The organism is Mycobacterium sp. IS-2888 (genome assembly GCF_001954215.1).
In the GTDB taxonomy this organism is placed as follows: domain Bacteria; phylum Actinomycetota; class Actinomycetes; order Mycobacteriales; family Mycobacteriaceae; genus Mycobacterium.
This window is the reverse complement of record NZ_MBET01000094.1, coordinates 202,616-223,178: the sequence shown is the minus strand read 5'-3', so window position 1 is coordinate 223,178 and position 20,563 is coordinate 202,616. Positions and strand designations below refer to the sequence as shown.

General features: G+C 67.6%; 21 protein-coding genes. 8 read left to right on the top strand and 13 right to left on the bottom strand.

Features of this window, described 5'->3' with window-relative positions:
• The first annotated feature begins 33 nt into the window (after window positions 1-33).
• Window positions 34-936: a TauD/TfdA family dioxygenase gene (locus tag A5745_RS18065; protein WP_076117895.1), complete on the top strand. Its 903-nt coding sequence runs from the start codon at window positions 34-36 to the stop codon at window positions 934-936.
• On the opposite strand, the gene A5745_RS18060 is transcribed toward A5745_RS18065, so the two are convergent.
• From A5745_RS18060 to guaB, 3 genes are all read right to left on the bottom strand, one after another.
• Window positions 933-2,669 (bottom strand): GMC oxidoreductase, encoded by a 1,737-nt coding sequence (locus tag A5745_RS18060; protein ID WP_076117770.1) that lies wholly within the window; start codon window positions 2,667-2,669, stop codon window positions 933-935. The genes A5745_RS18065 and A5745_RS18060 overlap by 4 nt on opposite strands.
• 130 nt (window positions 2,670-2,799) lie before the next feature.
• Complete coding sequence (locus A5745_RS18055; RefSeq protein ID WP_076117893.1) at window positions 2,800-3,927, bottom strand: GuaB3 family IMP dehydrogenase-related protein; 1,128 nt, start codon at window positions 3,925-3,927, stop codon at window positions 2,800-2,802.
• Between the two features lie 14 nt (window positions 3,928-3,941).
• A complete protein-coding gene (guaB, locus tag A5745_RS18050) occupies window positions 3,942-5,540 on the bottom strand; it encodes an IMP dehydrogenase (RefSeq protein ID WP_076061703.1) in 1,599 nt (532 codons plus the stop codon).
• A 160-nt stretch (window positions 5,541-5,700) separates the two neighbouring features.
• Between guaB and A5745_RS18045 the strand changes: the two genes are divergently transcribed.
• The gene (locus A5745_RS18045) at window positions 5,701-6,114 is read left to right on the top strand and encodes a DUF5319 domain-containing protein (RefSeq protein ID WP_076061701.1); all 414 of its coding nucleotides are present in this window, start codon (window positions 5,701-5,703) and stop codon (window positions 6,112-6,114) included.
• Window positions 6,115-6,142: 28 nt separating this feature from the next.
• Here A5745_RS18045 and A5745_RS18040 read toward each other — a convergent pair whose 3' ends face one another.
• From A5745_RS18040 to A5745_RS18030, 3 genes are all read right to left on the bottom strand, one after another.
• Window positions 6,143-6,943: an anti-sigma-D factor RsdA gene (locus A5745_RS18040; RefSeq protein WP_083662968.1), complete on the bottom strand. Its 801-nt coding sequence runs from the start codon at window positions 6,941-6,943 to the stop codon at window positions 6,143-6,145.
• Complete coding sequence (locus A5745_RS18035) at window positions 6,936-7,511, bottom strand: sigma-70 family RNA polymerase sigma factor (protein WP_076061698.1); 576 nt, start codon at window positions 7,509-7,511, stop codon at window positions 6,936-6,938. The genes A5745_RS18040 and A5745_RS18035 overlap by 8 nt, the downstream gene beginning before the upstream one ends.
• Window positions 7,512-7,602: 91 nt before the next feature.
• Window positions 7,603-8,415 (bottom strand): hypothetical protein, encoded by an 813-nt coding sequence (locus A5745_RS18030; RefSeq protein ID WP_076117765.1) that lies wholly within the window; start codon window positions 8,413-8,415, stop codon window positions 7,603-7,605.
• 354 nt (window positions 8,416-8,769) lie between these two features.
• Here A5745_RS18030 and A5745_RS18025 point away from each other — a divergent pair, with 354 nt between their 5' ends.
• The 3 genes from A5745_RS18025 (at window position 8,770) to A5745_RS18015 (ending at window position 10,617) form a co-directional block, all read left to right on the top strand.
• Entirely contained in the window at window positions 8,770-9,078 is a 309-nt protein-coding gene (locus A5745_RS18025; protein ID WP_076061695.1) for a WhiB family transcriptional regulator, read from the top strand.
• A gap of 265 nt (window positions 9,079-9,343) precedes the next feature.
• Entirely contained in the window at window positions 9,344-10,141 is a 798-nt protein-coding gene (locus tag A5745_RS18020; RefSeq protein WP_083662967.1) for a Rieske 2Fe-2S domain-containing protein, read from the top strand.
• Complete coding sequence (locus tag A5745_RS18015) at window positions 10,138-10,617, top strand: hemerythrin domain-containing protein (protein ID WP_076061691.1); 480 nt, start codon at window positions 10,138-10,140, stop codon at window positions 10,615-10,617. The genes A5745_RS18020 and A5745_RS18015 overlap by 4 nt, the downstream gene beginning before the upstream one ends.
• Here the strand turns inward: A5745_RS18015 and A5745_RS18010 are convergent.
• The gene (locus A5745_RS18010) at window positions 10,609-11,496 is read right to left on the bottom strand and encodes a LysR family transcriptional regulator (RefSeq protein ID WP_076117761.1); all 888 of its coding nucleotides are present in this window, start codon (window positions 11,494-11,496) and stop codon (window positions 10,609-10,611) included. The genes A5745_RS18015 and A5745_RS18010 overlap by 9 nt on opposite strands.
• Window positions 11,497-11,566: 70 nt before the next feature.
• On the opposite strand from A5745_RS18010, the gene A5745_RS18005 reads away from it, so the two are divergent.
• Entirely contained in the window at window positions 11,567-11,902 is a 336-nt protein-coding gene (locus tag A5745_RS18005) for a nuclear transport factor 2 family protein (RefSeq protein WP_076117759.1), read from the top strand.
• A gap of 37 nt (window positions 11,903-11,939) precedes the next feature.
• Window positions 11,940-12,686, top strand: coding sequence for a superoxide dismutase family protein (locus A5745_RS18000; protein ID WP_170874486.1), 747 nt, complete (start codon window positions 11,940-11,942; stop codon window positions 12,684-12,686).
• Here the strand turns inward: A5745_RS18000 and A5745_RS17995 are convergent.
• The 4 genes from A5745_RS17995 to A5745_RS17980 all read right to left on the bottom strand — a co-directional run bounded on the left by A5745_RS17995 (window position 12,683) and on the right by A5745_RS17980 (window position 17,090).
• The gene (locus A5745_RS17995; RefSeq protein WP_076117757.1) at window positions 12,683-14,191 is read right to left on the bottom strand and encodes an adenylate/guanylate cyclase domain-containing protein; all 1,509 of its coding nucleotides are present in this window, start codon (window positions 14,189-14,191) and stop codon (window positions 12,683-12,685) included. The genes A5745_RS18000 and A5745_RS17995 overlap by 4 nt on opposite strands.
• A 170-nt stretch (window positions 14,192-14,361) precedes the next feature.
• A complete protein-coding gene (locus A5745_RS17990) occupies window positions 14,362-15,231 on the bottom strand; it encodes an SDR family NAD(P)-dependent oxidoreductase (RefSeq protein ID WP_076117755.1) in 870 nt (289 codons plus the stop codon).
• Between the two features lie 28 nt (window positions 15,232-15,259).
• Window positions 15,260-16,153: an alpha/beta hydrolase gene (locus A5745_RS17985; RefSeq protein WP_076117753.1), complete on the bottom strand. Its 894-nt coding sequence runs from the start codon at window positions 16,151-16,153 to the stop codon at window positions 15,260-15,262.
• Window positions 16,154-16,214: 61 nt separating this feature from the next.
• Complete coding sequence (locus tag A5745_RS17980; protein WP_076117751.1) at window positions 16,215-17,090, bottom strand: short-chain dehydrogenase/reductase; 876 nt, start codon at window positions 17,088-17,090, stop codon at window positions 16,215-16,217.
• 184 nt (window positions 17,091-17,274) lie between these two features.
• Here A5745_RS17980 and A5745_RS17975 point away from each other — a divergent pair, with 184 nt between their 5' ends.
• Window positions 17,275-18,498: a CdaR family transcriptional regulator gene (locus A5745_RS17975; protein WP_076117749.1), complete on the top strand. Its 1,224-nt coding sequence runs from the start codon at window positions 17,275-17,277 to the stop codon at window positions 18,496-18,498.
• A 45-nt stretch (window positions 18,499-18,543) separates the two neighbouring features.
• Here A5745_RS17975 and groL read toward each other — a convergent pair whose 3' ends face one another.
• Window positions 18,544-20,163 (bottom strand): chaperonin GroEL, encoded by a 1,620-nt coding sequence (groL, locus tag A5745_RS17970; RefSeq protein ID WP_076117747.1) that lies wholly within the window; start codon window positions 20,161-20,163, stop codon window positions 18,544-18,546.
• 77 nt (window positions 20,164-20,240) lie between these two features.
• A complete protein-coding gene (gene groES, locus A5745_RS17965) occupies window positions 20,241-20,543 on the bottom strand; it encodes a co-chaperone GroES (RefSeq protein ID WP_076061676.1) in 303 nt (100 codons plus the stop codon).
• Window positions 20,544-20,563 lie beyond the last annotated feature (20 nt).

The following is a 20,563-nucleotide window of genomic DNA, read 5'->3' as shown; positions in this document are numbered from 1 at the left end:
ACTACACCTAGGATGACACAAAAGGACGACAAAATGACGCAGCCTGTAACCGTGACCAAGCTGGGCAGCCGCATCGGCGCCCGGGTCGACGGGGTGCGCCTGGGCGGCGACCTGGACCCGGCCGCGGTCGAGGCGATCCACCAGGCGCTGCTGACCCACAAGGTGATCTTCTTCCGCCACCAGCACCACCTCGACGACCGACAGCAACTCGCCTTCGCCCGCCTGCTGGGCACCCCGATCGGCCACCCGGCCGCGGCGGTGCTCGCCGCCAAGGACGCGCCGATCATCACCCCGATCAACTCCGAGTACGGCAAGGCCACCCGCTGGCACACCGACGTGACGTTCGCCGCCAACTATCCGGCGGCCTCGATCCTGCGCGCGGTCACCCTGCCCAGCTACGGCGGGTCGACGCTGTGGGCTTCGACCGCGGCGGCCTACGAGCACCTGCCCGAGCCGCTGCGCTGCCTCGTCGAAAACCTGTGGGCGCTGCACACCAACCGCTATGACTACGTGACCACCGAAGCGGCCCTGGCGATGACCGACGCGCAGCGGGCGTTCCGGCAGGCGTTCGAGAAGCCGGATTTCCGCACCGAGCATCCCGTGGTGCGGGTGCACCCGGAGACCGGCGAGCGCACCCTGCTGCTCGGCGATTTCGTGCGCGGCTTCGTCGGCCTCGACGACCGCGAGTCAAGCCAGCTCCTGGACTTGTTGCAGCGGCGAATCACCGTGCCCGAGAACACGATTCGCTGGAATTGGGCGCCCGGCGACGTGGCCATCTGGGACAACCGGGCGACCCAGCACCGGGCCGTCGACGACTACGACAACCAACCCCGCCTCATGCACCGCGTCACATTGATGGGCGACGTGCCCGTCAGCGTGCACGGCGAGCGCAGCCGGGTGGTCAGCGGCGCACCCCTCGAGGTGATCGCGAGCTAACCGGCAGAGCTGACCGGATCGACCGGCAGCCAGCGCAGGGCGCCCGGTGCGTCGAGGGGTACCACCGGGTGCCGGGGCGCGATCGGGGCGAGCCGCCGGTAGGCGTCACCCTGCAGGGGACGCTCATCGATCTCGCCCTTGTTCGGCCATAGTGACGCGGCCCGCTCCGCCTGGGCGGTAATGGACAGCGACGGGTTGACGCCCAGGTTCGCCGATATGGCGGCGCCGTCCACCACCAGCAGCGTCGGGTAGCCATAAACCCGGTGATACGGGTCGATGACACCGTGCTCGGGGCCGTGGCCGATCACCGCCCCGCCGAGGAAGTGCGCGGTCAGCGGGATGTTGAACAGTTCGCCCCAGGTGCCGCCGGCGACGCCGTCGATCTTGGCGGCGATGCGGCGGGTGACCTCGTTGCCGACCGGAATCCACGTCGGGTTCGGCTCGCCGTGCCCCTGCTTGCTGGTGTACCAGCGGATGCCCAGCTTCCCGCGCTTGGTGAAGGTGGTGATCGAGTTGTCCAGGTGCTGCATCACCAGCGCGATCATCGTGCGCTCACTCCACTGGCGGGGATTGAGCAGCCGCAGCATGCCGCGCGGATCTTCGCGGCCCGTCTCGAGCAACTGCTTCCACCGGGGCACGTCGGTTCCCTCGGGGCCGGGGCCGTCGGTCATCAACGTCTGCAGCAGCCCCATCGCGTTGGAGCCCTTGCCGTAGCGCACCGGCTCGATGTGGGTGTCCGACGTCGGGTGGATCGACGACGTGATGGCCACGCCGTGGGTCAGATCCAGATCCGGCGAGACCTCCAACCGCCCGGCGCCGACGATCGATTCGGAGTTGGTCCGGGTCAACACCCCCAGCCGCTTCGACAGGCGCGGCAGCCGGCCCTTGTCGCGCATCTTGAACAACAGGTGCTGCGTTCCCCACGTGCCCGCGGCCAGGATCAGGTAGTTGGCGGTGTAGGTGCGCCTGTCGCGGCGCAGCCAACTTCCGGTGCGAACGGTGCGGACCTCCCACAGCCCGTCGGCCCGCTGCTCGAACCCCTTGACGGTCGTCATCGGAATCACTTGCGCCCCAGCCGATTCCGCCAGACCGAGGTAGTTCTTCAGCAGCGTGTTCTTGGCGCCGTAGCGACACCCCGTCATGCAGCAGCCGCATTCCAGGCAGCCGGTGCGCGCCGGCCCCGCGCCGCCGAAGTACGGGTCGGGAACGGTCTTGCCCGGCGTCTTGGTGCCGTCGGGCCCGAAGAACACCCCCACCGGGGTGGGCACCCAGGTGTCGCCGCATCCCATGTCGTCGGCGACGGCTTTCACGATGCGGTCGGCGTCGGTGAAGGTCGGGTTGAGCACGACGCCCAGCATCCGCTGCGCCTGCTCGTAGTGCGGCATCAGCTCGCTGCGCCAGTCGGTGATGTGCGACCACTGCGGATCTTTGAAGAACGGCTCGGGTGGGACGTACAACGTGTTGGCGTAGTTGAGCGAACCGCCGCCCACACCCGCGCCGGCCAGGATCATGACGTTGCGCAGCGGGTGGATCCGTTGGATGCCGTAGCACCCCAGCCTGGGCGCCCAGAGGAACTTGCGCAGATCCCAGGACGTCTTGGCGAACTCCTCGTCGGAGAACCGGCGGCCGGCCTCCAACACGCCTACCCGGTAACCCTTTTCGGTCAGCCGCAGCGCGCTGACGCTACCCCCAAAACCCGATCCGATGATCAGGACGTCGTAATCCGGTTTCATCGCCCCAGTATGGCCGTACCGGCCGGTAATAAACCAGGTCGGGTACTCCGACCTTCGGCGCCAGCGTGCGGCTGGCCGCACGTTCGGAGTCCAGCGGGCGGCTGGCCGCACGTTCGGCGGCCGAAAGCGCTCAGCAGCCGACGGTCAGGCCGACCTTCTGGAACTCCTTGAGATCGCAATAGCCGGCCTTGGCCATGGCGCGGCGCAGCCCGCCGACCAGGTTCAGGCTGCCGAACGGATCGTCGGACGGACCGTTGAGAACCTGGCGCAGCGGCGGGCGCTCCCCGACCGCGATCTGCAGCAGCGCCCCACGCGGCAACGACGGATGCGCCGCCGCGGCCGGCCAGAACCACCCGTCGCCGAGCGCCTCGGCGCTTTCGGCCAGCGGCGTGCCGAGCACTACCGCGTCGGCCCCGCACGCGATGGCCTTGGCCAGCTCTCCGGAGGTGTGGATGTCGCCGTCGGCCAGCACATGCACGTAGCGGCCGCCCGTCTCGTCGAGGTATTCGCGCCGCGCGGCCGCGGCGTCGGCGATCGCGGTGGCCATCGGCACGCTGATGCCCAGCACCTCGTCGCTGGTGGTCACGCCCCGGGTGGAGCCGTAACCGACGATGACGCCAGCGGCGCCGGTCCGCATCAGGTGCAGCGCGGTGCGATGGTCGAGCACGCCGCCGGCGACCACCGGCACGTCGAGCTCGGAGATGAAGGTCTTCAGGTTCAGCGGCTCGCCGTCGCTGGCCACCCGTTCGGCAGAGACGATGGTGCCCTGGATGACCAGCAGGTCGATGCCGGCCGCCACCAGCACTGGCGTCAGCGCCTGCGCGTTCTGCGGGCTAACCCGCACCGCGGTGATGACCCCGGCGTCGCGGATGCGGGCCACCGCGGCGCCCAACAGGTCCGGGTTGAGCGGGGCCGCATGCAGCTCCTGCAGCAGCCGGATCGACGCCGAGGGTTCGGGCTCCTTTTCCGCGGCCTCGACGAGCTGCGCGATCTTGGCCTCGACGTCGGCGTGCCGGCCGATCAGCCCCTCGCCGTTGAGCACCCCGAGACCGCCGAGCCGGCCGAGCTCGATCGCGAACTCCGGCGACACCAGGGCATCGGTCGGGTGCGCCACGACCGGGATCTCGAAGCGGTAGGCGTCCAGCTGCCACGCCGTCGACACGTCCTGCGACGAGCGGGTGCGCCGCGACGGCACGATGCTGACTTCACTGAGTTCGTAGGTGCGACGGGCGACGCGACCCATCCCGATCTCGACCATGGCCAGTTCGCTGTTCACCGCGCGTAGTAATTAGGTGCTTCGACCGTCATCGAGACGTCGTGCGGGTGGCTCTCCTTCAGCCCGGCCGGCGTGATCCGGACGAACTGCGCCTGCTGCAGCACCTCAATGGTGGGCGAGCCGGTGTATCCCATCGCGGCCCGCAGGCCGCCGGTCAGCTGGTGGATCACCGACGACAGCGGGCCCCGGAACGGCACCCGGCCCTCGATGCCCTCGGGGACCAGCTTGTCCTCGGAGAGCGCGTCGTCGGCGAAGTAGCGGTCCTTGGAGTAGGACTTCGCCCCGCCGCGGCCCTGCATGGCGCCCAGCGACCCCATCCCCCGATAGCTCTTGAACTGCTTGCCGTTGACGAAGATCAGCTCGCCCGGCGCCTCGGCGGTGCCGGCCAACAGCGAGCCCAGCATCGCGGTCGACGCGCCGGCGGCCAGCGCCTTGGCGATATCGCCGGAGTACTGCAGGCCCCCGTCGGCGATGACCGGCACGCCGGCCGGACCGCACACCGCGACGGCCTCCAGGATCGCGGTGATCTGGGGCGCGCCGACGCCGGCCACCACCCGGGTGGTGCAGATCGAACCCGGTCCGACGCCGACCTTCACCGCGTCGGCACCGGCGTCGACCAGGGCCGCGGCGGCCGCCCTGGTGGCGACGTTGCCGCCGATCACCTCGACCTTCTCGCCCACCTCGGCCTTGAGTTTGCCGACCATGTCGAGCACCAGCCGGTTGTGCGCGTGCGCGGTGTCCACGATCAGCACGTCCACCCCGGCGTCGACGAGCATCATCGCGCGCACCCACGCGTCGCCGCCGACGCCGACGGCGGCGCCGACCAGCAGCCGCCCGTCGCTGTCCTTGGTGGCCAGCGGGTGTTGTTCGGTCTTGACGAAGTCCTTGACGGTGATCAGCCCGGTCAGCCGGCCGTGGCCGTCGACGACGGGCAGTTTCTCGATCTTGTTGCGCCGCAACAGGCCCAGGGCCGCGTCGGCGCTGACGCCCTCCTGGGCGGTGATCAGCGGGGCCTTGGTCATCACCTCGGCGACTTTTCTGGTCTGATCGACCTCGAAGCGCATGTCGCGGTTGGTGATGATGCCGACCAGCGCGCCGGCGTCGTCGACCACCGGCAGCCCGGAGATCCGGAACTTGGCGCACATCGCGTCGACCTGAGCCAAAGTGTTGTCCGGCCGGCAGGTGACCGGATCGGTGACCATGCCGGCCTCGGATCGCTTGACCATCTCGACCTGGCCGGCCTGCTCGGCGACCGGCAGGTTGCGGTGCAGCACCCCCATGCCGCCGGCCCGGGCCATCGCGATCGCCATCCGGGATTCGGTCACGGTGTCCATCGCCGAGCTGACCAGCGGCACTTTGAGTCTGATCTTCTTGGTGAGCTGGCTGGAGGTGTCCGCGGTGGCGGGCACCACGTCGGAAGCGGCAGGCAACAGCAAGACGTCGTCGAAAGTCAGGCCCAGCATCGCCACCTTGTACGGGTCGTCGCCCCCGGTCACCACCCGGTCGTCCGCCAGGCCACTCACGGGCGCGTCGCGCACGTACGGACTGGCGACCAGCTCGGAGCTGTCTTCTAGGTGGGACATGCCACGGGACATCGGTGAAGCCCTCCATGCGCGCGGAGTGAGAAACCCATCCTATCGGCTCGCGGAGACCATCGAGACTCGCTCGGCCGGGCGTGCCGCGGGCCGGTTTACGCCGGGCCGCGCGCGACCTCCCTGCTGGCGTTATGACGGCCCGCCTGCGTAGTCTAGAGGCGTGCGCGACCACCTCCCACCGGGTTTGCCACCCGACCCGTTTGCCGACGACCCCTGCGACCCGTCGGCGGCACTGGACGCCGTCGAGCCGGGACAGCCCCTGGACGCCCAAGAGCGAATGGCGGTAGAGGCCGACCTGGCCGACCTGGCCGTTTACGAAGCTCTGTTGGCGCACAAGGGGATTCGCGGGCTGGTCGTGTGCTGTGACGAGTGCCAGCAGGACCACTACCACGACTGGGACATGTTGCGCGCGAATTTGCTGCAGCTGCTCATCGACGGCACGGTCCGTCCGCACGAACCCGCCTACGACCCCGAGCCCGACGCGTACGTCACGTGGGATTACTGCCGGGGATATGCGGATGCGTCGCTCAACGAAGCGACGTCAGACGCCGACGGGTTTCACCGGCGTCACTGAACGCCTCAGTACCTCCAGCGCCCGGTGGCTAGCCGCCCGGCGCCGTCGAAGACGGCGTGGACGTCTGCCCGTGGTGGTGGTGTCGACTCGACGACGGAGTCGTCGAGGATGCGGATGACGCAGACGACGACGGGCTCGGGCTGACCGCCGTGGGCGTCGTGGTGCTCGGAGTCGGCGACACACTCGACGTGGTCGACGCGGCCGGGGCCTTCGGGGGCTTGGTCTGCGGCGCCGGGGTAACGGCCTGCGGCGGCGGCAGCGTGGCGTTCGGGTCGCGCGACTGGACGCGGGTGTTCAGCAGATTGACCTGATCCATCAGGTCGGTGCGGCTGGCCCCGTCGTTCATGGACTGCACGGCACTGCTCACCTCGGCCAGCTGGTTGTGGGCCTGCGCCCATTGGCCTTCGTTGATCAGTTGCTGAACCTTCGCCAGCTCGGCCTTGGCCGACAACTCAATTTTTTGGTCGTTGACCCGCGGCTGGTCGTAGAACATCGCGTGCAGGCCGTACAACGCGTCCCCGGGCCGGGCCTCGACCACCATGGCACCGAAGCCGCTGAGCACCAACAGCGTCGCGGCCACCGATCCGATCGCCGCCAGGCCACGACGGCTGCGCCCGCCGCGTTCGGCAAGTCCGGCGCGCAACGCCTCGATCGCATCTTCCGGCGACACCAGCGCACTGGCCGGTGGCCACCGCAGATCGTCGCGCCATTCCGCCAGGAGGGCGGCCAGCGCGTCGTCGTCGGGGTCGTCCAGATCGACGGGCCGCCGTTCGGCGAGCGCGTCGAGAAGCAAATCGGTGCTGGCGAATTCGTCCAAGGATTCAGGCATAGTCACCCGCCGCGACGATCTCGGATTTCAGGCGGTTCAACGCCCGGTGCTGGGCCACCCGCACCGCGCCCGGCGTCGCGCCGACGGCGGCGGCGGTCTCCTCGGCGGACAGGCCGACGACGACGCGCAGGATCAGGATCTCGCGCTGCTTGGAGGGCAAGATCTCGAGGAGTTCGTTCATGCGGCTGGCCGAATCGGCCTCGATGGCACGCTGTTCGGGCCCGGCCTCGGACGACCAGCGCTCGGGAACCGAATCGGAGGGGAAGGCGAGATCGCGGCCGGCGGCCCGGTGGGCGTCGGCTACCTTGTGGGCCGCAATGCCGTACAGGAAGGCCAGGAATGGGCGGCCCCGATCCCGGTAGCGCGGCAGCGCCGTAATAGTGGCCAAGCAAACCTCCTGCGCCACGTCATCGGCTGACAGGCCACCCCGATCGATTGTGCCGACCCGAGCCCGGCAATACCGCACGACAATCGGACGGATGGTCTCCAGCACCTCCCGTAATGCCTTCGTGTCTCCCGCTACGGCCTCGGCAACCACAGCGTCGAGACGTTCCGCTTGAATTGTCATCGACGGCGGTATCTCCAACGTTACGAACCGGACACAGCACGGGCTATCACGGGCTAACTCACGCAATGACTTTAACGGCCGCAAGGCCGTTTCAAGCGGAACGCCACGCGCCACCGGCGCGCCGCACCTGGCCTGCGCAGATATCGCGAATTTCGGACAGTTCTCGTGCCGAAAATGTGACGCTTCCGAGATCAATCAGCAAGCAAGCCAGCGCCCACCGAAGGGGTATCAACCCGAATCGCTCGGTGGCGCCCAGTGCCGCCTCGGCGACCTCCCGGGCGCGGTCGGCGCGGCTCGCACTGCACAGGGCCGCGGCGAGCACCACATCGCTTTTGACCCGGTGCCGCGCCGAGGCCTCGAGCCGCGCGAGGTCGACGGCTTCCTCGGCGCGGCAGACGGCGACGTCGCCGTCGCCGGACGCCATGGCCAACTCGGCGCCCACCCATCCCCGCCGCACCGCGAGCCGGTCGGGCACCGTCGCGGCCGCCAGCGTCGAGTCCGCACGCGTCAACAACGCCGCCGCGGCGGCGAAGCGGCCGACTCCCAGCGCGTCGGCGGCCAGCCCGATCAGGGCGTCGGCCCGCGCCTCGGGATCGGTGCCGGCCAGAGCCAGGGCGCGACCATCCCAGCCGCGCGCCCGCTCGTGCCAGCCGAGCTGGCGCAGGAACGATCCCTGCGTGCTGTGCGCCAGCGAGACCAGTCGGCCGCCGGAACCGCTGCGGCGCAGCGCGGCGAGGTCGCGATACGCGCTGCCGTAGTGCCCCTGCCCACCGCACGCGACGGCGCGCAGCCACAATTGCCGGGGTGTGGTCGCCGTCGGTAAAGGCCAGCTTTGCGGCCGGTTTCCGAAGGCGGCGTCCGCCAGCGTTGCGTCGATCGTCGAAGTGTGACGAGTTTCAATCACGGTGATAGTAGTAAACAGTTTGTGGTATCTGTGTTACTGAAATGTTAATCACGATCGGCGTGTACAAATTGGCCCTTCCCCGTCCAACCGCCCTGAGCAGCGAAATCCCAAGGGGCACCAACTAGCTGGTAGCACGGCTCTTGTGCGGTAAATGCGTCGCAGATGAACGCAGAGTTAATTCTGCAGCAACGGTCATGTATTTTGCCACACTAAGCGCCTATTGACGGAAATTCGCCGCCGCCCCTAAGTTCTAGCAATGACGGGCAGTCATCGGTGACGTCCCCCCAAAATCAGTTGCACAATCGTTTCGCGATCCTGACATTCTGGGCGTGCCGTGCAGAGAGGGAACTAGCCATGCCACAACCGGAGCAGCTACCTGGGCCCAACGCCGACATATGGAACTGGCAACTGCAAGGCCTGTGCCGCGGTGTCGATTCGTCGATGTTCTTCCATCCGGACGGCGAGCGCGGTCGCGCGCGCATGCAACGCGAGCAGCGCGCCAAGGAGATGTGCCGGCAGTGCCCGGTGATCCAGGAGTGCCGGGCCCACGCGCTGGAAGTCGCTGAGCCGTACGGTGTTTGGGGCGGCCTGTCGGAATCCGAGCGCGACCTACTGCTGAAGGGCGACATCGGCCGCACTCGCGGTATCCGTCGCAGCGCCTGATCTCCCGCAATCTGCGATTGAACGGTTCCGCGCCGCGGCGCGTGTACTAGTCATGGACTGGGCGAACCGGGCGCGGTCCTAGATTCACTCAATCGCTCGCGGTGTCGGGGCCCGCGTCGATTCGCCGTCGCGCGGGAGGGGCGCTGTGGCTAAGCGCTGGCACAATTTTGAAACTCGGGTCCGCAATGCCGGACTCGCCGTAAGGACAACGGTGGGACAGCAAGCGTGGCTGGATCGACCCAGCTACCGTCTCGAGCACGCCCTGATGTTCGCATTCGCGGCCACGGGCCGATACCGGGATCGCGTCAGCAACGCACTGCATGGCACCTGGCTCGGTCATCCGCTTCATCCGGCGTTGACGTCCGTGCCGACGGGAGCGGTGGCGACGACGGTCGCGATCGACGCGGCCAGCCTGCTCCCCGGACGCGCCACCGGGCTTCGTGACGCTGCACGGTTTGCGTTGGGTGTCGGACTTGTCGGAAGCGTCGGCGCGGCCGCTACCGGTCTGACCGACTGGCAGCACACCCATGAGCAATCGCGCCGGATCGGTCTCGTGCATGGCGTGCTGAACACGGTCGCAACGGGACTGTACGCAGTGTCGTGGCGGCAGCGCCGCGACGGCCGTCATCTGCGGGGAATGGCGAGCAGTGCGCTGGGCTACGGCCTGACCCTTGGCGCCGGCTACCTGGGCGGCGCTTTGGTGTTCGCGTCGGGCACCGGGGTGGATCGCTCTGGAGCTCGGCTGAGTGGGGACCGTTGGACGCCGGTGCTGGCGGCAACGGCTTTGGATGGCCAGCCGCAGCGGGTCGAGGTGGCCGGTGTGGGCGTGGTCCTGTATCGGAACGACGACAAGGTGCTGGCGGTGGGTGCGCACTGCCCGCATCTGGGTGCACCGATGAATGACGGCTGGATTGATCGCGATCGAATCGTCTGCCCCTGGCACGGTTCCCGGTTCGCGTGCGAATCGGGCGAGGTGACGCGGGGACCTGCGACGGCGGCGCTGCCGAGTTATCCGGTGCGGATCCGCGACGGACTCGTTGAGGTGCGGGGAGTGGCGACATGAATGCCTATGAAGTGCTATTCGACCACCACAAGGTCTTACGGGGCCTGTGCGCGAAGACCACCGCAATACCACCGGATACCGATGAGCGGCAAGAAGCCCTCGGTGAGCTGTTGATCGAGCTGGACATCCATATGCGCATCGAGGACGACCTCTTCTATCCGGCGGTACAGGCGGCGAGCAAGCTGGTCGCTATCGCCCATGCGGAACACCGGCAGGTGTGGGATCAGCTGGCGACGCTGCTTCGGACGCCGCCGAGCGCACCGCAGTACGAGGACGAATGGCACTCGTTCGTCACGGTCCTGGACGCCCACGCCACCGAAGAGGAGCGCGACTTGTGCCCGGCCCCAATCGATTTGAGCGAGAACATGCTCGACACCCTGGGTAACCAAATGGTCGAGCGAATGACCCAACTGCGTCGATCGGCGATCAACAAGTTCCGTGTCCGCGTCCGTGCGGCCGTGCTGAGCTCACTGTGACTTATCGGCCCGCCGGCGCCACAACTCGACTAGCGCCGTCGCGGCCGGTGACAGCCGGCCGTCGGAACGCCACGCCACACCGACGCGAACGCGCATTGCCGGACGCCCGATGCGGATCGGGTGCAGATCGTCGCGGGTGCGCACGTAGGACTGCGGCAGCACCGCAACGCCGAGCGACCGTGCCGCGAGATCGCCGACCACCACCGGGTTGCTGGCCTCTAGCGCAATGTTGGCGCGGATACCGGCGGCCGCGCACCCCTCGTCGAGGCCGGCCCGGATGCCCGCGCCGCGCGGCAGGCAGATCAGCGGATGCTCGGCGAGCGCTCGCAATGAGATCGAAGTCCGTCGGGCGAGGGCGCCGCCCGGTACGACGGCCGCCACCAACACGTCGTCGTTGATCACCTTTACCTCGATGCCGCGGCCGAGCGCCGACGCGAACCCGACGACGGCCAAGTCGATCGCGCTGTCACGAAGGCCGGCGATCAGATCGGCCGACGGCGCCTCCACCAAGCTGATCTCGACGCCGGGATGCTCGTCGTGAAACACGGCAAGCGTGCCGGTGATGACGTCGGGCGGGCACGACGGCATCATTCCGACCGCGACGCGCCCGCGCAGCACCCCCCGCAGTTGCTCTGCGACAGCGGTGATTTCGTGAACGGCGGCCAGCGCGGCCCGCGCCGGCGGCAGCACCCTGGCGCCCGCGTCGGTCAGTCGCACCGAGCCACCCGAGCGGTCGAACAGCGATTGGCCGAGTTCGGACTCCAGTCGGCGGATCTGCGCGCTGACCCCTGGCTGCGCGACATGCACGCGCGCGGCCGCCTTGGTGAAACTCGCCTCTTCCGCCACCGCGACTAGGTACTCGAGTTGATGCAGCTCCATAACTACTGATTATGCGTCGGATCAGCAACATATCTTCGACGTATGCCACTCCCGCGGGGAGGATGAAGGCATGGAACCGACACAGATCGCACAGACATATTTCGACAGCTGGAAGCGCAAGGACTTCGATGGCCTGCGCGCGATCCTCGCCGACGACGTGACGTTCTCCGGACCGATGGGCACCGCCAGCGGCGCCGACGACTACGTCAAGCAACTCGCGGGCTTCGCCCAGATGCTCGATGACATCACCGTCGAGAAGATGTTGGCCGACGACCGCGACGTGCTGACGTGGTTCAACCTGCATCCGAAGGGCGGCGAGCCGGTCCCCGTCGTGAATTGGTGTCACGTCGAAAACGGGCGCGCCCAACGGGTGCGCGTGGTGTTCGACCCGCGCCCGCTGCTGTAGCGAGTTTGACATCGTCGAATTCGGGTAGGTCCCGAGCATGAATACGGGCTTGAAGAGGGAAGTAGCCGTTGCGGCCGCGGTACTGGCCGCCACCGCGGCAGCGCTGGGCGCATGCACGAACCAGCGCGGCAGCCAGCCCAACACGTCACCGCTGACCACGTCGCCGGCCGGCGCGGAGAGAATGGCCACGCAGTTGAAGAGCTCTGACGGGACTGTCGTGGCCAACGCCACCTTCGATTTCGCCGACGGCTACGCGACGGTGACCGTCGAGGCCGGCGCCAACCAGGTGCTGAGCCCGGGTTTCCACGGGCTGCAGATCCACTCGATCGGCAGATGCGACCCCGGGGACTTCAGTTCGGCCGGGGGCGTCTACCAGGCACCGGGTCACACCGGCTATCCCGCGAGCGGCGAGCTGACCGCGTTGCAGGTGCGCACCGATGGCTCGGCGAAACTCGTCACCACAACGAACTCGGTCACGGCCGCGGACCTGAGAAACGGCTCGGGTAGCGCACTGGTCATCCACCAGGACCCGGATAACTTGAGCAACGGCTCCACCGGTGAATCGGCCAAGCGGGTGGCCTGCGGCGTGATTGCCGCGGCGGCCGCGACGACGACGTCGTCCACCACGGAGACGACTACCGCCACCACGATCACCACCACGACGGCCGTCGCGCCGCCGTCCACGTCGACGAGCACGAGCACCGTCACGGTCACCACCCCGACCTTCACGTCGACGCCGACCATCACGGTGACGACTCCGCCGGTATTGCCGCGCGGCCGCTAATCAGTGGTCGCTGGGTCGAGCCCGAAGACCGTCACCGCGGCCGACTTTCCTTTCAGCTCATGTGATCCCCGGTCGATGAGTCCGGCCGGTCGACAGGCTAAGGCGTCGGCAGTCTGTTTGGTGAGAAGGATTGCGTCACCGGTGGTCTTGGTGAGCTGCTCGACGCGGGCGGCGACGTTGACGGTGTCACCGATCAGGGTGAACTCCAGCTTGCTCCCGCCGCCGATGGTTCCGGCGATCACCTTGCCGGTGTTGATGCCAATTCCGATACGAAGCGCACCGTCGAAACGCCGCGCGACGAGGCGATGAATCAGCACCGCCGCGCTCACCGCCGCGTCGGCATGATCCGCGAGATCGTTGGGGGCACCGAAAACGGCTAGTGCTCCGTCGCCGAGAAACTTGTTGACGTGCCCACCGGCATCGACGACCGCGGGCACGACGATTTCGAACAGGGCGTTGAGCCGGGCGACGGTGTCCTCGGCGGTGTTCGCTTCGGCGAACGGGGTGAAGTCGCGGATGTCGACGAACATCACCGTTACCTCGCGGCGCTCGCCGCCGAAGACGTCGTCACCCTGCTCGAGCAGTCGGGCCGCCAGCGCCGGATCGACATAGGTCCCGAACGCGCCCTGAAGTCGTTGTCGCTCAGCCAAACCCGCCTGCATGCGGTTGAACGATGCCGCCAGCGCGCCGAGGTCGTCATCTTGCACCACCGGCAGGCGTTGGCTGAAATCACCGGCCGCAACACGCTCAGTTCCCGCGGCGAGATCGCGAATGGGTTGCAGGAGTGGCGAGTACGCGGCCCAGAGCGACGGCCCGATGACGAGCACCAGCGCACCACCGATCATCATGGCGAGCGCGGGGCCGTGCCTGGCGACGTCCAAAATGGCTCCCAGGATCGCGCCCGCGACGGCAAACGCGAATCCCACCGCAAGCATGGCCACGTTGGTCCACGTGGCGAACGCCGGGCGAGAGCGAGGCAGGGAATCGCCGATATCCGTATCTGAGACCATCGCAGCCCTGGCGGGCCGCAGGATTGATTCGACGTAGCTGTGCACAGTGATCAGCTGGCCGGCAGTTCCGGCGATGGCACCCAGAATCGCGTACTGGATGAGCCGCGACGCGCTTGCTCCGGCAATCATCCCGACACCGACGAACAGCGCCGCGATCCAGACAAAGGTGACGACCACCCCCCTCGCAATCAGTTTCCTGCCATACCTGTAGGTGGCGCGCAGTGCGCTCTCTCGATCAACGTCGTCACCAACGGCCCACCGCTCGATGAGCCGGGGATCCCTTCCGCCGGGAACAGTCAGCACATACAGGTACGCGAGCACGGCGACCACGGTCACTGCGGCCGCCTCCGCGTAGCGATCGGACCTCTCGAGAGCGACAATGCCCAACGACCAGGCGAGATAAACCGGGAGGGCCAGGGGGAGAGTGAGCGCCCAACCTGCCCACGAGTACCTCGACGCGTACCGATCCCACGCCCATTGCCAGATGCGATCCATGCCAATAACGAAACACCCCCGGCAATGAACCCGGGGGTGTTTCTTCGGCACTACCTAGTGATGGTGATGACCTTGGCCGTCGGCGTCGTCCTCGCCGCCTGCCGGACCGGCGACCAGGATCATCTTCCGCGGCGAAAAGGCTCCGAGTTGCCCGTCCACCTCACCGACTGTTAGCGGTGGCGCGAATGTGCTTGGTCGTCATGCCATCCGGTGCTGGACGCGAGTTCGATTGCCCGGCGGATGCTTGAGTCGCGGAAGCCGATCCGGTCGAAAAGGGGTCGGAACAATCCGGGTGTTTTTGCGGTCAGAGTCAGCGTCTTTGGGACGATGATCTGGTTGGCGCGGCGTTCGATACCATCGACGATGCCGCCGATGACGGTCTGCATCGGGACCATCTTCCAGAGGCCTTTTTCGTTGCCGCCCCACAGTTCCCGGCCAGCGGGGTCGGCGACCACGTCGTCCATCATCGGTGTGCGGAAGAACGTGGGGTGGGCGCTGCCGACACCGACGCCCAGGTGGCGCACTTCGAGGCGGATGCTGTCGCACATGGCCCAGACACCGGCCTTGCTCGCGGTGTAGGACGCCTGTAGCGGGGAGTGCACGAACGCGGCCATCGAGGACACGGCGAGCAGGTATCCCTGGTGGGGTTGCACGTGGGGCAGCGCGGCGCGGAAGGTGCGCCACACTCCGGTGAGGTTGATGTCGATGACCCGCTCGAACGCCGCGGGGTCGAGGCTGGCCATGGGCGCCATGGTGTCGATACCGGCGTTGGCGATCACGATGTCGATGCGTCCGAAGTGCTCGGCGGCGTCGGTCATGGCTGCCTGCAGGCTGGTGAGGTCGCGCACGTCGGCGCGGAACCCCTTGGCAACGGTGTCGCCGCCAAGTTGTTGGGCCGCAGCGGTGGTGGCGTCCAGGTTGAGATCCAGCAGCGCCAGGTTGGCGCCGCGGGCGCGTAAGTCTTCGGCCAGGGCTGAACCGAGGCCTCCGCTGGAGCCGGTGATGACGATGGTGCGTCCGGTGACAGGGTAGCGAGCCATGATGGATTCTTTCGGGTTGTGGTGGGGCTCAGGTGATGACCGGAACGTGCCGGTGCAGGAAGGCGATTTGGTCGGCGACGACGCGCTCGAACGGCTCGCCGACGTAGATGTCGAAGTGGCCTTCGGGATAAAGGCGCACCTCCCCGTGAGGAGCCTTCACGGCGTGGCGCAGGGTGGCCTTGGCCGGAGCGACGCTGTCGGTCTCGCAGACACAGAACAGGATCGGGCAGTCCACCCGGGCCGCGTAGCGGCCCGGGCTGTGCGTGGGAACCTGTAGCACTACCCGTGCGGCCACCTCGTTGTGGAACGGGGCGCCGTCGGGGACCAGCGCCAGGTAGCCGGGCACGGCGTCGGGTGCCGTCATCAAGCCCGCCGACCGGGGCGGACCGGCGGTGGGCACCATGATCGGGCCCTTTCCGAGGCGGCCGGCGACGACATCGGCGATAGCGCGGGCGCTGACCTTGACCAGTGTCTGCGGGTTCATCGCCAGCACCGAGGCGATGCCGTCGGTGAATGGGCACTGTGAGATGACGGCGGCGATGCCGGACTCGCGAGCCGCGGCCACGATCACGTGCCCGCCACCAAATGAGGTGCCCCACAACACAATCCGCTTGTTGTCGACGTCGGCGCGGCTGCGGGCGAAGGCGATCGCGGCCGGCCAGTCGGCCAGTTGGCGCTCGACGTCAAGCAGCTGACGCGGCTGGCCGTCGCTGGCGCCGAAGTGGCGGTAGTCGAAAACCAGACACGCGTAGCCGGCGGCGCAGAACCGCTCGGCGTAGGCGTCGAGGCGCATCTCACGGATGCCACCCAAGCCGTGGGCCATCACGATGACGGGGCGTGGTTGCGTCGTCTGCGGCAGATACAGCCAGGCACGGCAGGTCGCGTCGTCAGACACAAACTCCACGTCGAGACGGGTCGTCATGGGTTGCTCCTTTCGGGATGTGGTCAGCGCGGGTGTGGGTTCGGTTAGTGATCGGCATGGGTCATGCCTTGGCGTGCTCGGTGTTGGCCGCGGATTGCTCGATTTCGCGAACGAATCGCTGTGCGGTGCGGTCGCGTACCAGCGCGGCGTCAGACAGCGGGTTGAGCACGCCGTTTAGCAGGATGTAGGGGATCCAGCGGCGCGGTACAACGATCCGTGGCGACCGCTTGGCGATGCCGGCCGCTACTGCCTCGGCCACCTGCTCGGGCTCGATGGCCTCGCGCAGGAACGGAGGGTAGGCGCGGGCGCGGAAACGGGTGACGGTGTCATTTCCGCCGAACGCGGTGCGGGCGATGTTGGTCTTGACCCAGCCCGGGTAGAGGACCCCAGCCGAGGCACCGGCTCCGGCGAGCTCGACGCGCAGCGCGCGACCGAGTTGTTCGACACCGGCTTTCGACATCGCGTACGGAGCATTGATGGTGCCATTTGCATAGGCATAAATCGACGACGTGATGAGGACATAGCCGCGGTTGGCGATGATCTGGGGTAGCGCTGCGCGCACCGTGCGCCACACTCCGAGCAAGTCGACTTCGACGACCTTCTCGAACTGCGCAGGGTCGATGGTCAAGATGCTGGTCGGGGGATCGGCGGCGATCCCGGCGTTGGCGAACACGACGTCGATTGCGCCGAACTCGTCAACGGCGGAAGCTACGGCGGCCTGCAGCGACTCGGCATCGGTGACATCGACGGCAAGGGGCAGCGTGCGGTGCAAGCCCAGCTCGTCCGCGACCGCATCGGCGGCGCGCTGTTGCAGGTCGATGAGCACGACGTTGGCGCCCCGACGATGCAGGACACGGGCGGTGGCTGCGCCGATCCCGCCGGCCGCGCCGGTGATGAACGCGGTCTTGCCGGACAAGGTTTGGTTGGCAGAGAACATGTTTCCTCCTGACTTGAGATCACCGGTTCGGTGATGCGGGTCCGGGTTCGCGGCGTGGGTGAGCTCGAGCTTTGTTGTTTGTCACTGGTAATGGTCCGAGCGAAACCATCCGAAGCCAATGAGCGGCTGCCCATCATTTAGGCGCATTAATGTGCATTTGCCCTGCCGCTGTTATGGTGTCGGCATGGTGTGGGAGCGACCCTCGCCACGAGTTGCAGAACTCATGCAGGCCGGCGTGCAGCAGATACTCGACGCACCCGGTGCGGTGCTCGACGAGCTCCTCCGCGAGATCGACGTAGCAACGCTGACCGATCAGGACCCCGCCCTAGCAGAGGACCCGGCGCTCATCGCGGAGATGAGGCGCAGCAACCGGGCCAACTTTGTGTTCTGGGCCGAATCGATTCGCCGCGACCCCGCCGCACCGGTGCCCCCTAACCCCGGCCCCGAGCCCAGGGTCATCGCCCGCGACCTCACCCGCCGCGGCCTCGACGACGGAGTTCTGCAAGCCTGGCGCGCGGGGCAAAATGTCGCGTGGCGACGCTGGATGGGCATCGCGTTCAGCCTCACCGACGACCCGGAGGAGCTCCCGGAGCTGCTCGACTACAGCGCCCGGTCGATCTTTGGCTACGTCGATGCCACCATCGCCCACGTCTCGGCACAGATGCACGCCGAGCGCGAGCAACTCACCCGCGGGACTCAGGCTGAACGCCTTGAAACCGTCACCCTGCTTATCCAGGGCGCACCCGTTCGTCGCGCGATCGCCGAAACCCGGCTGGGCTACGCCCTCGATCGGTCCCACCTGGCCGCGATCGTGTGGAGCGACCAGGCCGAGCCCGACGTCGCGGCCCTAGACCAGACCGCCGAAGCGCTGGGTGCTGCCGTCGGAGGGCGCCGGCCCCTGACAGTGACCGCTAGCGTGGGCGCGCTGTGGGTTTGGGTGCCCAGCGATGATCACTTTGACCCCCGCTCCCTCGACAACGTGCTCAACAATCACGACCACGTCTTCGTGGCGCTGGGTTCCCCAGCCCGTGGCATCGACGGCTTCCGGCGCAGTCATCTCGAGTCGCTCGCCACCCAGAGATTGCTCATGCGCGCAACCCGCGTGCGGCTAGCCCAATGGGAATCCATTCAACTGGTTGCGTTGGTCAGCCATGACGAGGCTGCTGCGCGGCAATTCCTCCGACACACGCTCGGCGACCTCGCCGACGCTAATCCCGAAGTGCGCGAAACCCTTCGTATCTATCTCCGCGAGCAGTCAAACGCGCCGCGCGCCGCGAAAGTTCTTTTCGCTCACCGCAACACCGTCTTGACCCGCATCGCGCGCGCCGAACGCCTGCTACCCAAACCACTCAACCACAACAGCCTTGAAGTCGCCGTGGCCCTCGAACTAGCCGCGTGGATTAACTGAAACAGCCCCGGCAATGACGCCGGGGCTGTTCCGTGTAAGGCGGTACTAGTGTGCGTGGCCGTGGTGGTGGCCGTGGTCGTCGTCCTCATCGGCGGGCTTGTCCACCACCGCGGTCTCGGTGGTGAGCACCATCCGGGCCACCGACCCCGCGTTCAGCACCGCCGAGCGGGTGACCTTGACGGGATCGATCACGCCTTCGGCGACCAGGTCGCCGTAGCTCAGCGTGTCCGCGTTCAGCCCCTGCCCGGCGGGTAGCTCGCTGACCTTGTTGACCGCGACCGCCCCGTCCAGCCCCGCGTTGGTGGCAATCCAATACAGCGGCGCGGGAAGCGCTTCGGCGAACACGTCGACACCGAGGGCCTCGTCGCCGCTCAGCGACGCGCGCAGCTCCTGGAGCTTTTTGCCGGCCTGGATCAGCGCCGATCCTCCGCCGGCGACGATGCCCTCCTCGACCGCGGCCTTGGCGGCCGCGACGGCATCCTCGACGCTTTCCTTGCGCTCCTTGAGCGCGGTCTCGGTTGCGGCGCCCACCTTGATGACGGCCACCCCGCCGGCCAGCTTGGCGAGCCGCTCCTGCAACTTCTCGCGATCCCAGTCCGAGTCGCTCGCCTCGATCTCCGCCCGCAGCTGCTTGATGCGATTGGCGACCGCATCCGCGGAGCCGCCGCCCTCGACGATGATGGTGTCGTCCTTGCTGACCACCACGCGCCGCGCGGTGCCCAGCACCTCGGTGCCGACCTCGCGCAGCAGCAGGCCGGCGTCGGGATTGACGACCTGTCCGCCCGTCACGATCGCCAGGTCTTCCATGAAGGCCTTGCGGCGATCGCCGAAGAACGGCGACTTGACCGCGACGGCCTTGAGCGTCTTGCGGATGGAGTTGACGACCAGCGTGGCCAGGGCCTCGCCCTCGACGTCTTCGGCGATGATCAGCAGCGGCTTCCCGGCCTCGGCGATCTTCTCCAGCATCGGCAGCAGGTCGGGCAGCGAGCTGACCTTGTCTTGGTGCAGCAGGATCAGCGCGTCTTCGAGCACCGCCTCCTGGGAGTCGAAGTCGGTGACGAAGTACGCCGACAGGAATCCCTTGTCGAAGCCGACGCCCTCGGTGAAGTCCAGCTCGGTGCTCAGCGTCGAGGATTCCTCGACGCTGACCACGCCGTCGTGGCCCACCTTGCTCATGGCCTCGCCGACGAGTTCACCAATCTGCGCGTCGCGCGAGGAGACCGTCGCCACCTGCGCGATGCCTTCCTTGCCCGACACCGGGGTGGCGGCGGCCAGCAGCGCCTCGGACACCGCGTCGGCGGCCTTGCCGATTCCGGCGCCGAGCGCGATCGGGTTGGCCCCGGCGGCGACCATGCGCAGGCCGCCCTTGACCAGTGCCTGGGCCAACACGGTCGCTGTGGTGGTGCCGTCACCGGCGACGTCGTTGGTCTTGGTGGCCACCGACTTCACCAGCTGGGCGCCCAGGTTCTCGAACGGGTCTTCCAGGTCGATCTCGCGCGCGACGGTGACGCCGTCGTTGGTGATCGCGGGCCCGCCAAATGCCTTGGCCAGCACCACATGCCGGCCACGTGGGCCCAGCGTCACGCGTACCGCGTCGGCGAGCTTGTCCACGCCGGCCTCCATGGCGCGGCGCGCGGTTTCGTCGTACTCAATCAGCTTGCTCATCAAGGCTCCCCTTCAACGCGAGCCGCCCCGGAAATCACCCGTGGTTACAGGGGATCGCCGGGGCGGAACACGGTTCTTTACTTGGATACGACGGCCAGCACGTCGCGTGCCGACAGGATGAGGTATTCCTCGCCGTTGTACTTGATCTCGGTGCCGCCGTACTTGCTGTAGATGACGGTGTCACCCTCCGACACGTCGACCGGGATCCGCTTGTCGCCGTCCTCGTCCCACCGGCCGGGGCCGACTGCGACGACGGTGCCTTCCTGCGGCTTCTCCTTGGCGGTGTCAGGAATGACCAGACCGGACGCGGTCGTGGTCTCGGCCTCGTTGGCCTGCACGAGAATCTTGTCCTCGAGTGGCTTGATGTTCACCTTCGCCACGATTGGAGCCCTCCACTATT

Bases quoted from the DNA above. Each gene is read 5' to 3' on its own strand.
- A5745_RS18025 (WP_076061695.1), top strand. From the start codon at position 8,770: ATGCCACAACCGGAGCAGCTACCTGGGCCCAACGCCGACATATGGAAC.
- A5745_RS18015 (WP_076061691.1), top strand. From the start codon at position 10,138: ATGAATGCCTATGAAGTGCTATTCGACCACCACAAGGTCTTACGGGGC.
- A5745_RS17975 (WP_076117749.1), top strand. From the start codon at position 17,275: ATGGTGTGGGAGCGACCCTCGCCACGAGTTGCAGAACTCATGCAGGCC.
- A5745_RS18060 (WP_076117770.1), bottom strand. From the start codon at position 2,669: ATGAAACCGGATTACGACGTCCTGATCATCGGATCGGGTTTTGGGGGT.
- A5745_RS18055 (WP_076117893.1), bottom strand. From the start codon at position 3,927: ATGGTCGAGATCGGGATGGGTCGCGTCGCCCGTCGCACCTACGAACTC.
- A5745_RS17980 (WP_076117751.1), bottom strand. From the start codon at position 17,090: ATGTTCTCTGCCAACCAAACCTTGTCCGGCAAGACCGCGTTCATCACC.
- A5745_RS18035 (WP_076061698.1), bottom strand. From the start codon at position 7,511: ATGACAATTCAAGCGGAACGTCTCGACGCTGTGGTTGCCGAGGCCGTA.
- guaB (WP_076061703.1), bottom strand. From the start codon at position 5,540: ATGTCCCGTGGCATGTCCCACCTAGAAGACAGCTCCGAGCTGGTCGCC.
- A5745_RS18040 (WP_083662968.1), bottom strand. From the start codon at position 6,943: ATGCCTGAATCCTTGGACGAATTCGCCAGCACCGATTTGCTTCTCGAC.
- A5745_RS18010 (WP_076117761.1), bottom strand. From the start codon at position 11,496: ATGGAGCTGCATCAACTCGAGTACCTAGTCGCGGTGGCGGAAGAGGCG.
- A5745_RS17995 (WP_076117757.1), bottom strand. From the start codon at position 14,191: ATGGATCGCATCTGGCAATGGGCGTGGGATCGGTACGCGTCGAGGTAC.
- A5745_RS17985 (WP_076117753.1), bottom strand. From the start codon at position 16,153: ATGACGACCCGTCTCGACGTGGAGTTTGTGTCTGACGACGCGACCTGC.
- A5745_RS17990 (WP_076117755.1), bottom strand. From the start codon at position 15,231: ATGGCTCGCTACCCTGTCACCGGACGCACCATCGTCATCACCGGCTCC.
- groL (WP_076117747.1), bottom strand. From the start codon at position 20,163: ATGAGCAAGCTGATTGAGTACGACGAAACCGCGCGCCGCGCCATGGAG.
- A5745_RS18000 (WP_170874486.1), top strand. From the start codon at position 11,940: ATGAATACGGGCTTGAAGAGGGAAGTAGCCGTTGCGGCCGCGGTACTG.
- A5745_RS18065 (WP_076117895.1), top strand. From the start codon at position 34: ATGACGCAGCCTGTAACCGTGACCAAGCTGGGCAGCCGCATCGGCGCC.
- A5745_RS18020 (WP_083662967.1), top strand. From the start codon at position 9,344: ATGTTCGCATTCGCGGCCACGGGCCGATACCGGGATCGCGTCAGCAAC.
- A5745_RS18005 (WP_076117759.1), top strand. From the start codon at position 11,567: ATGGAACCGACACAGATCGCACAGACATATTTCGACAGCTGGAAGCGC.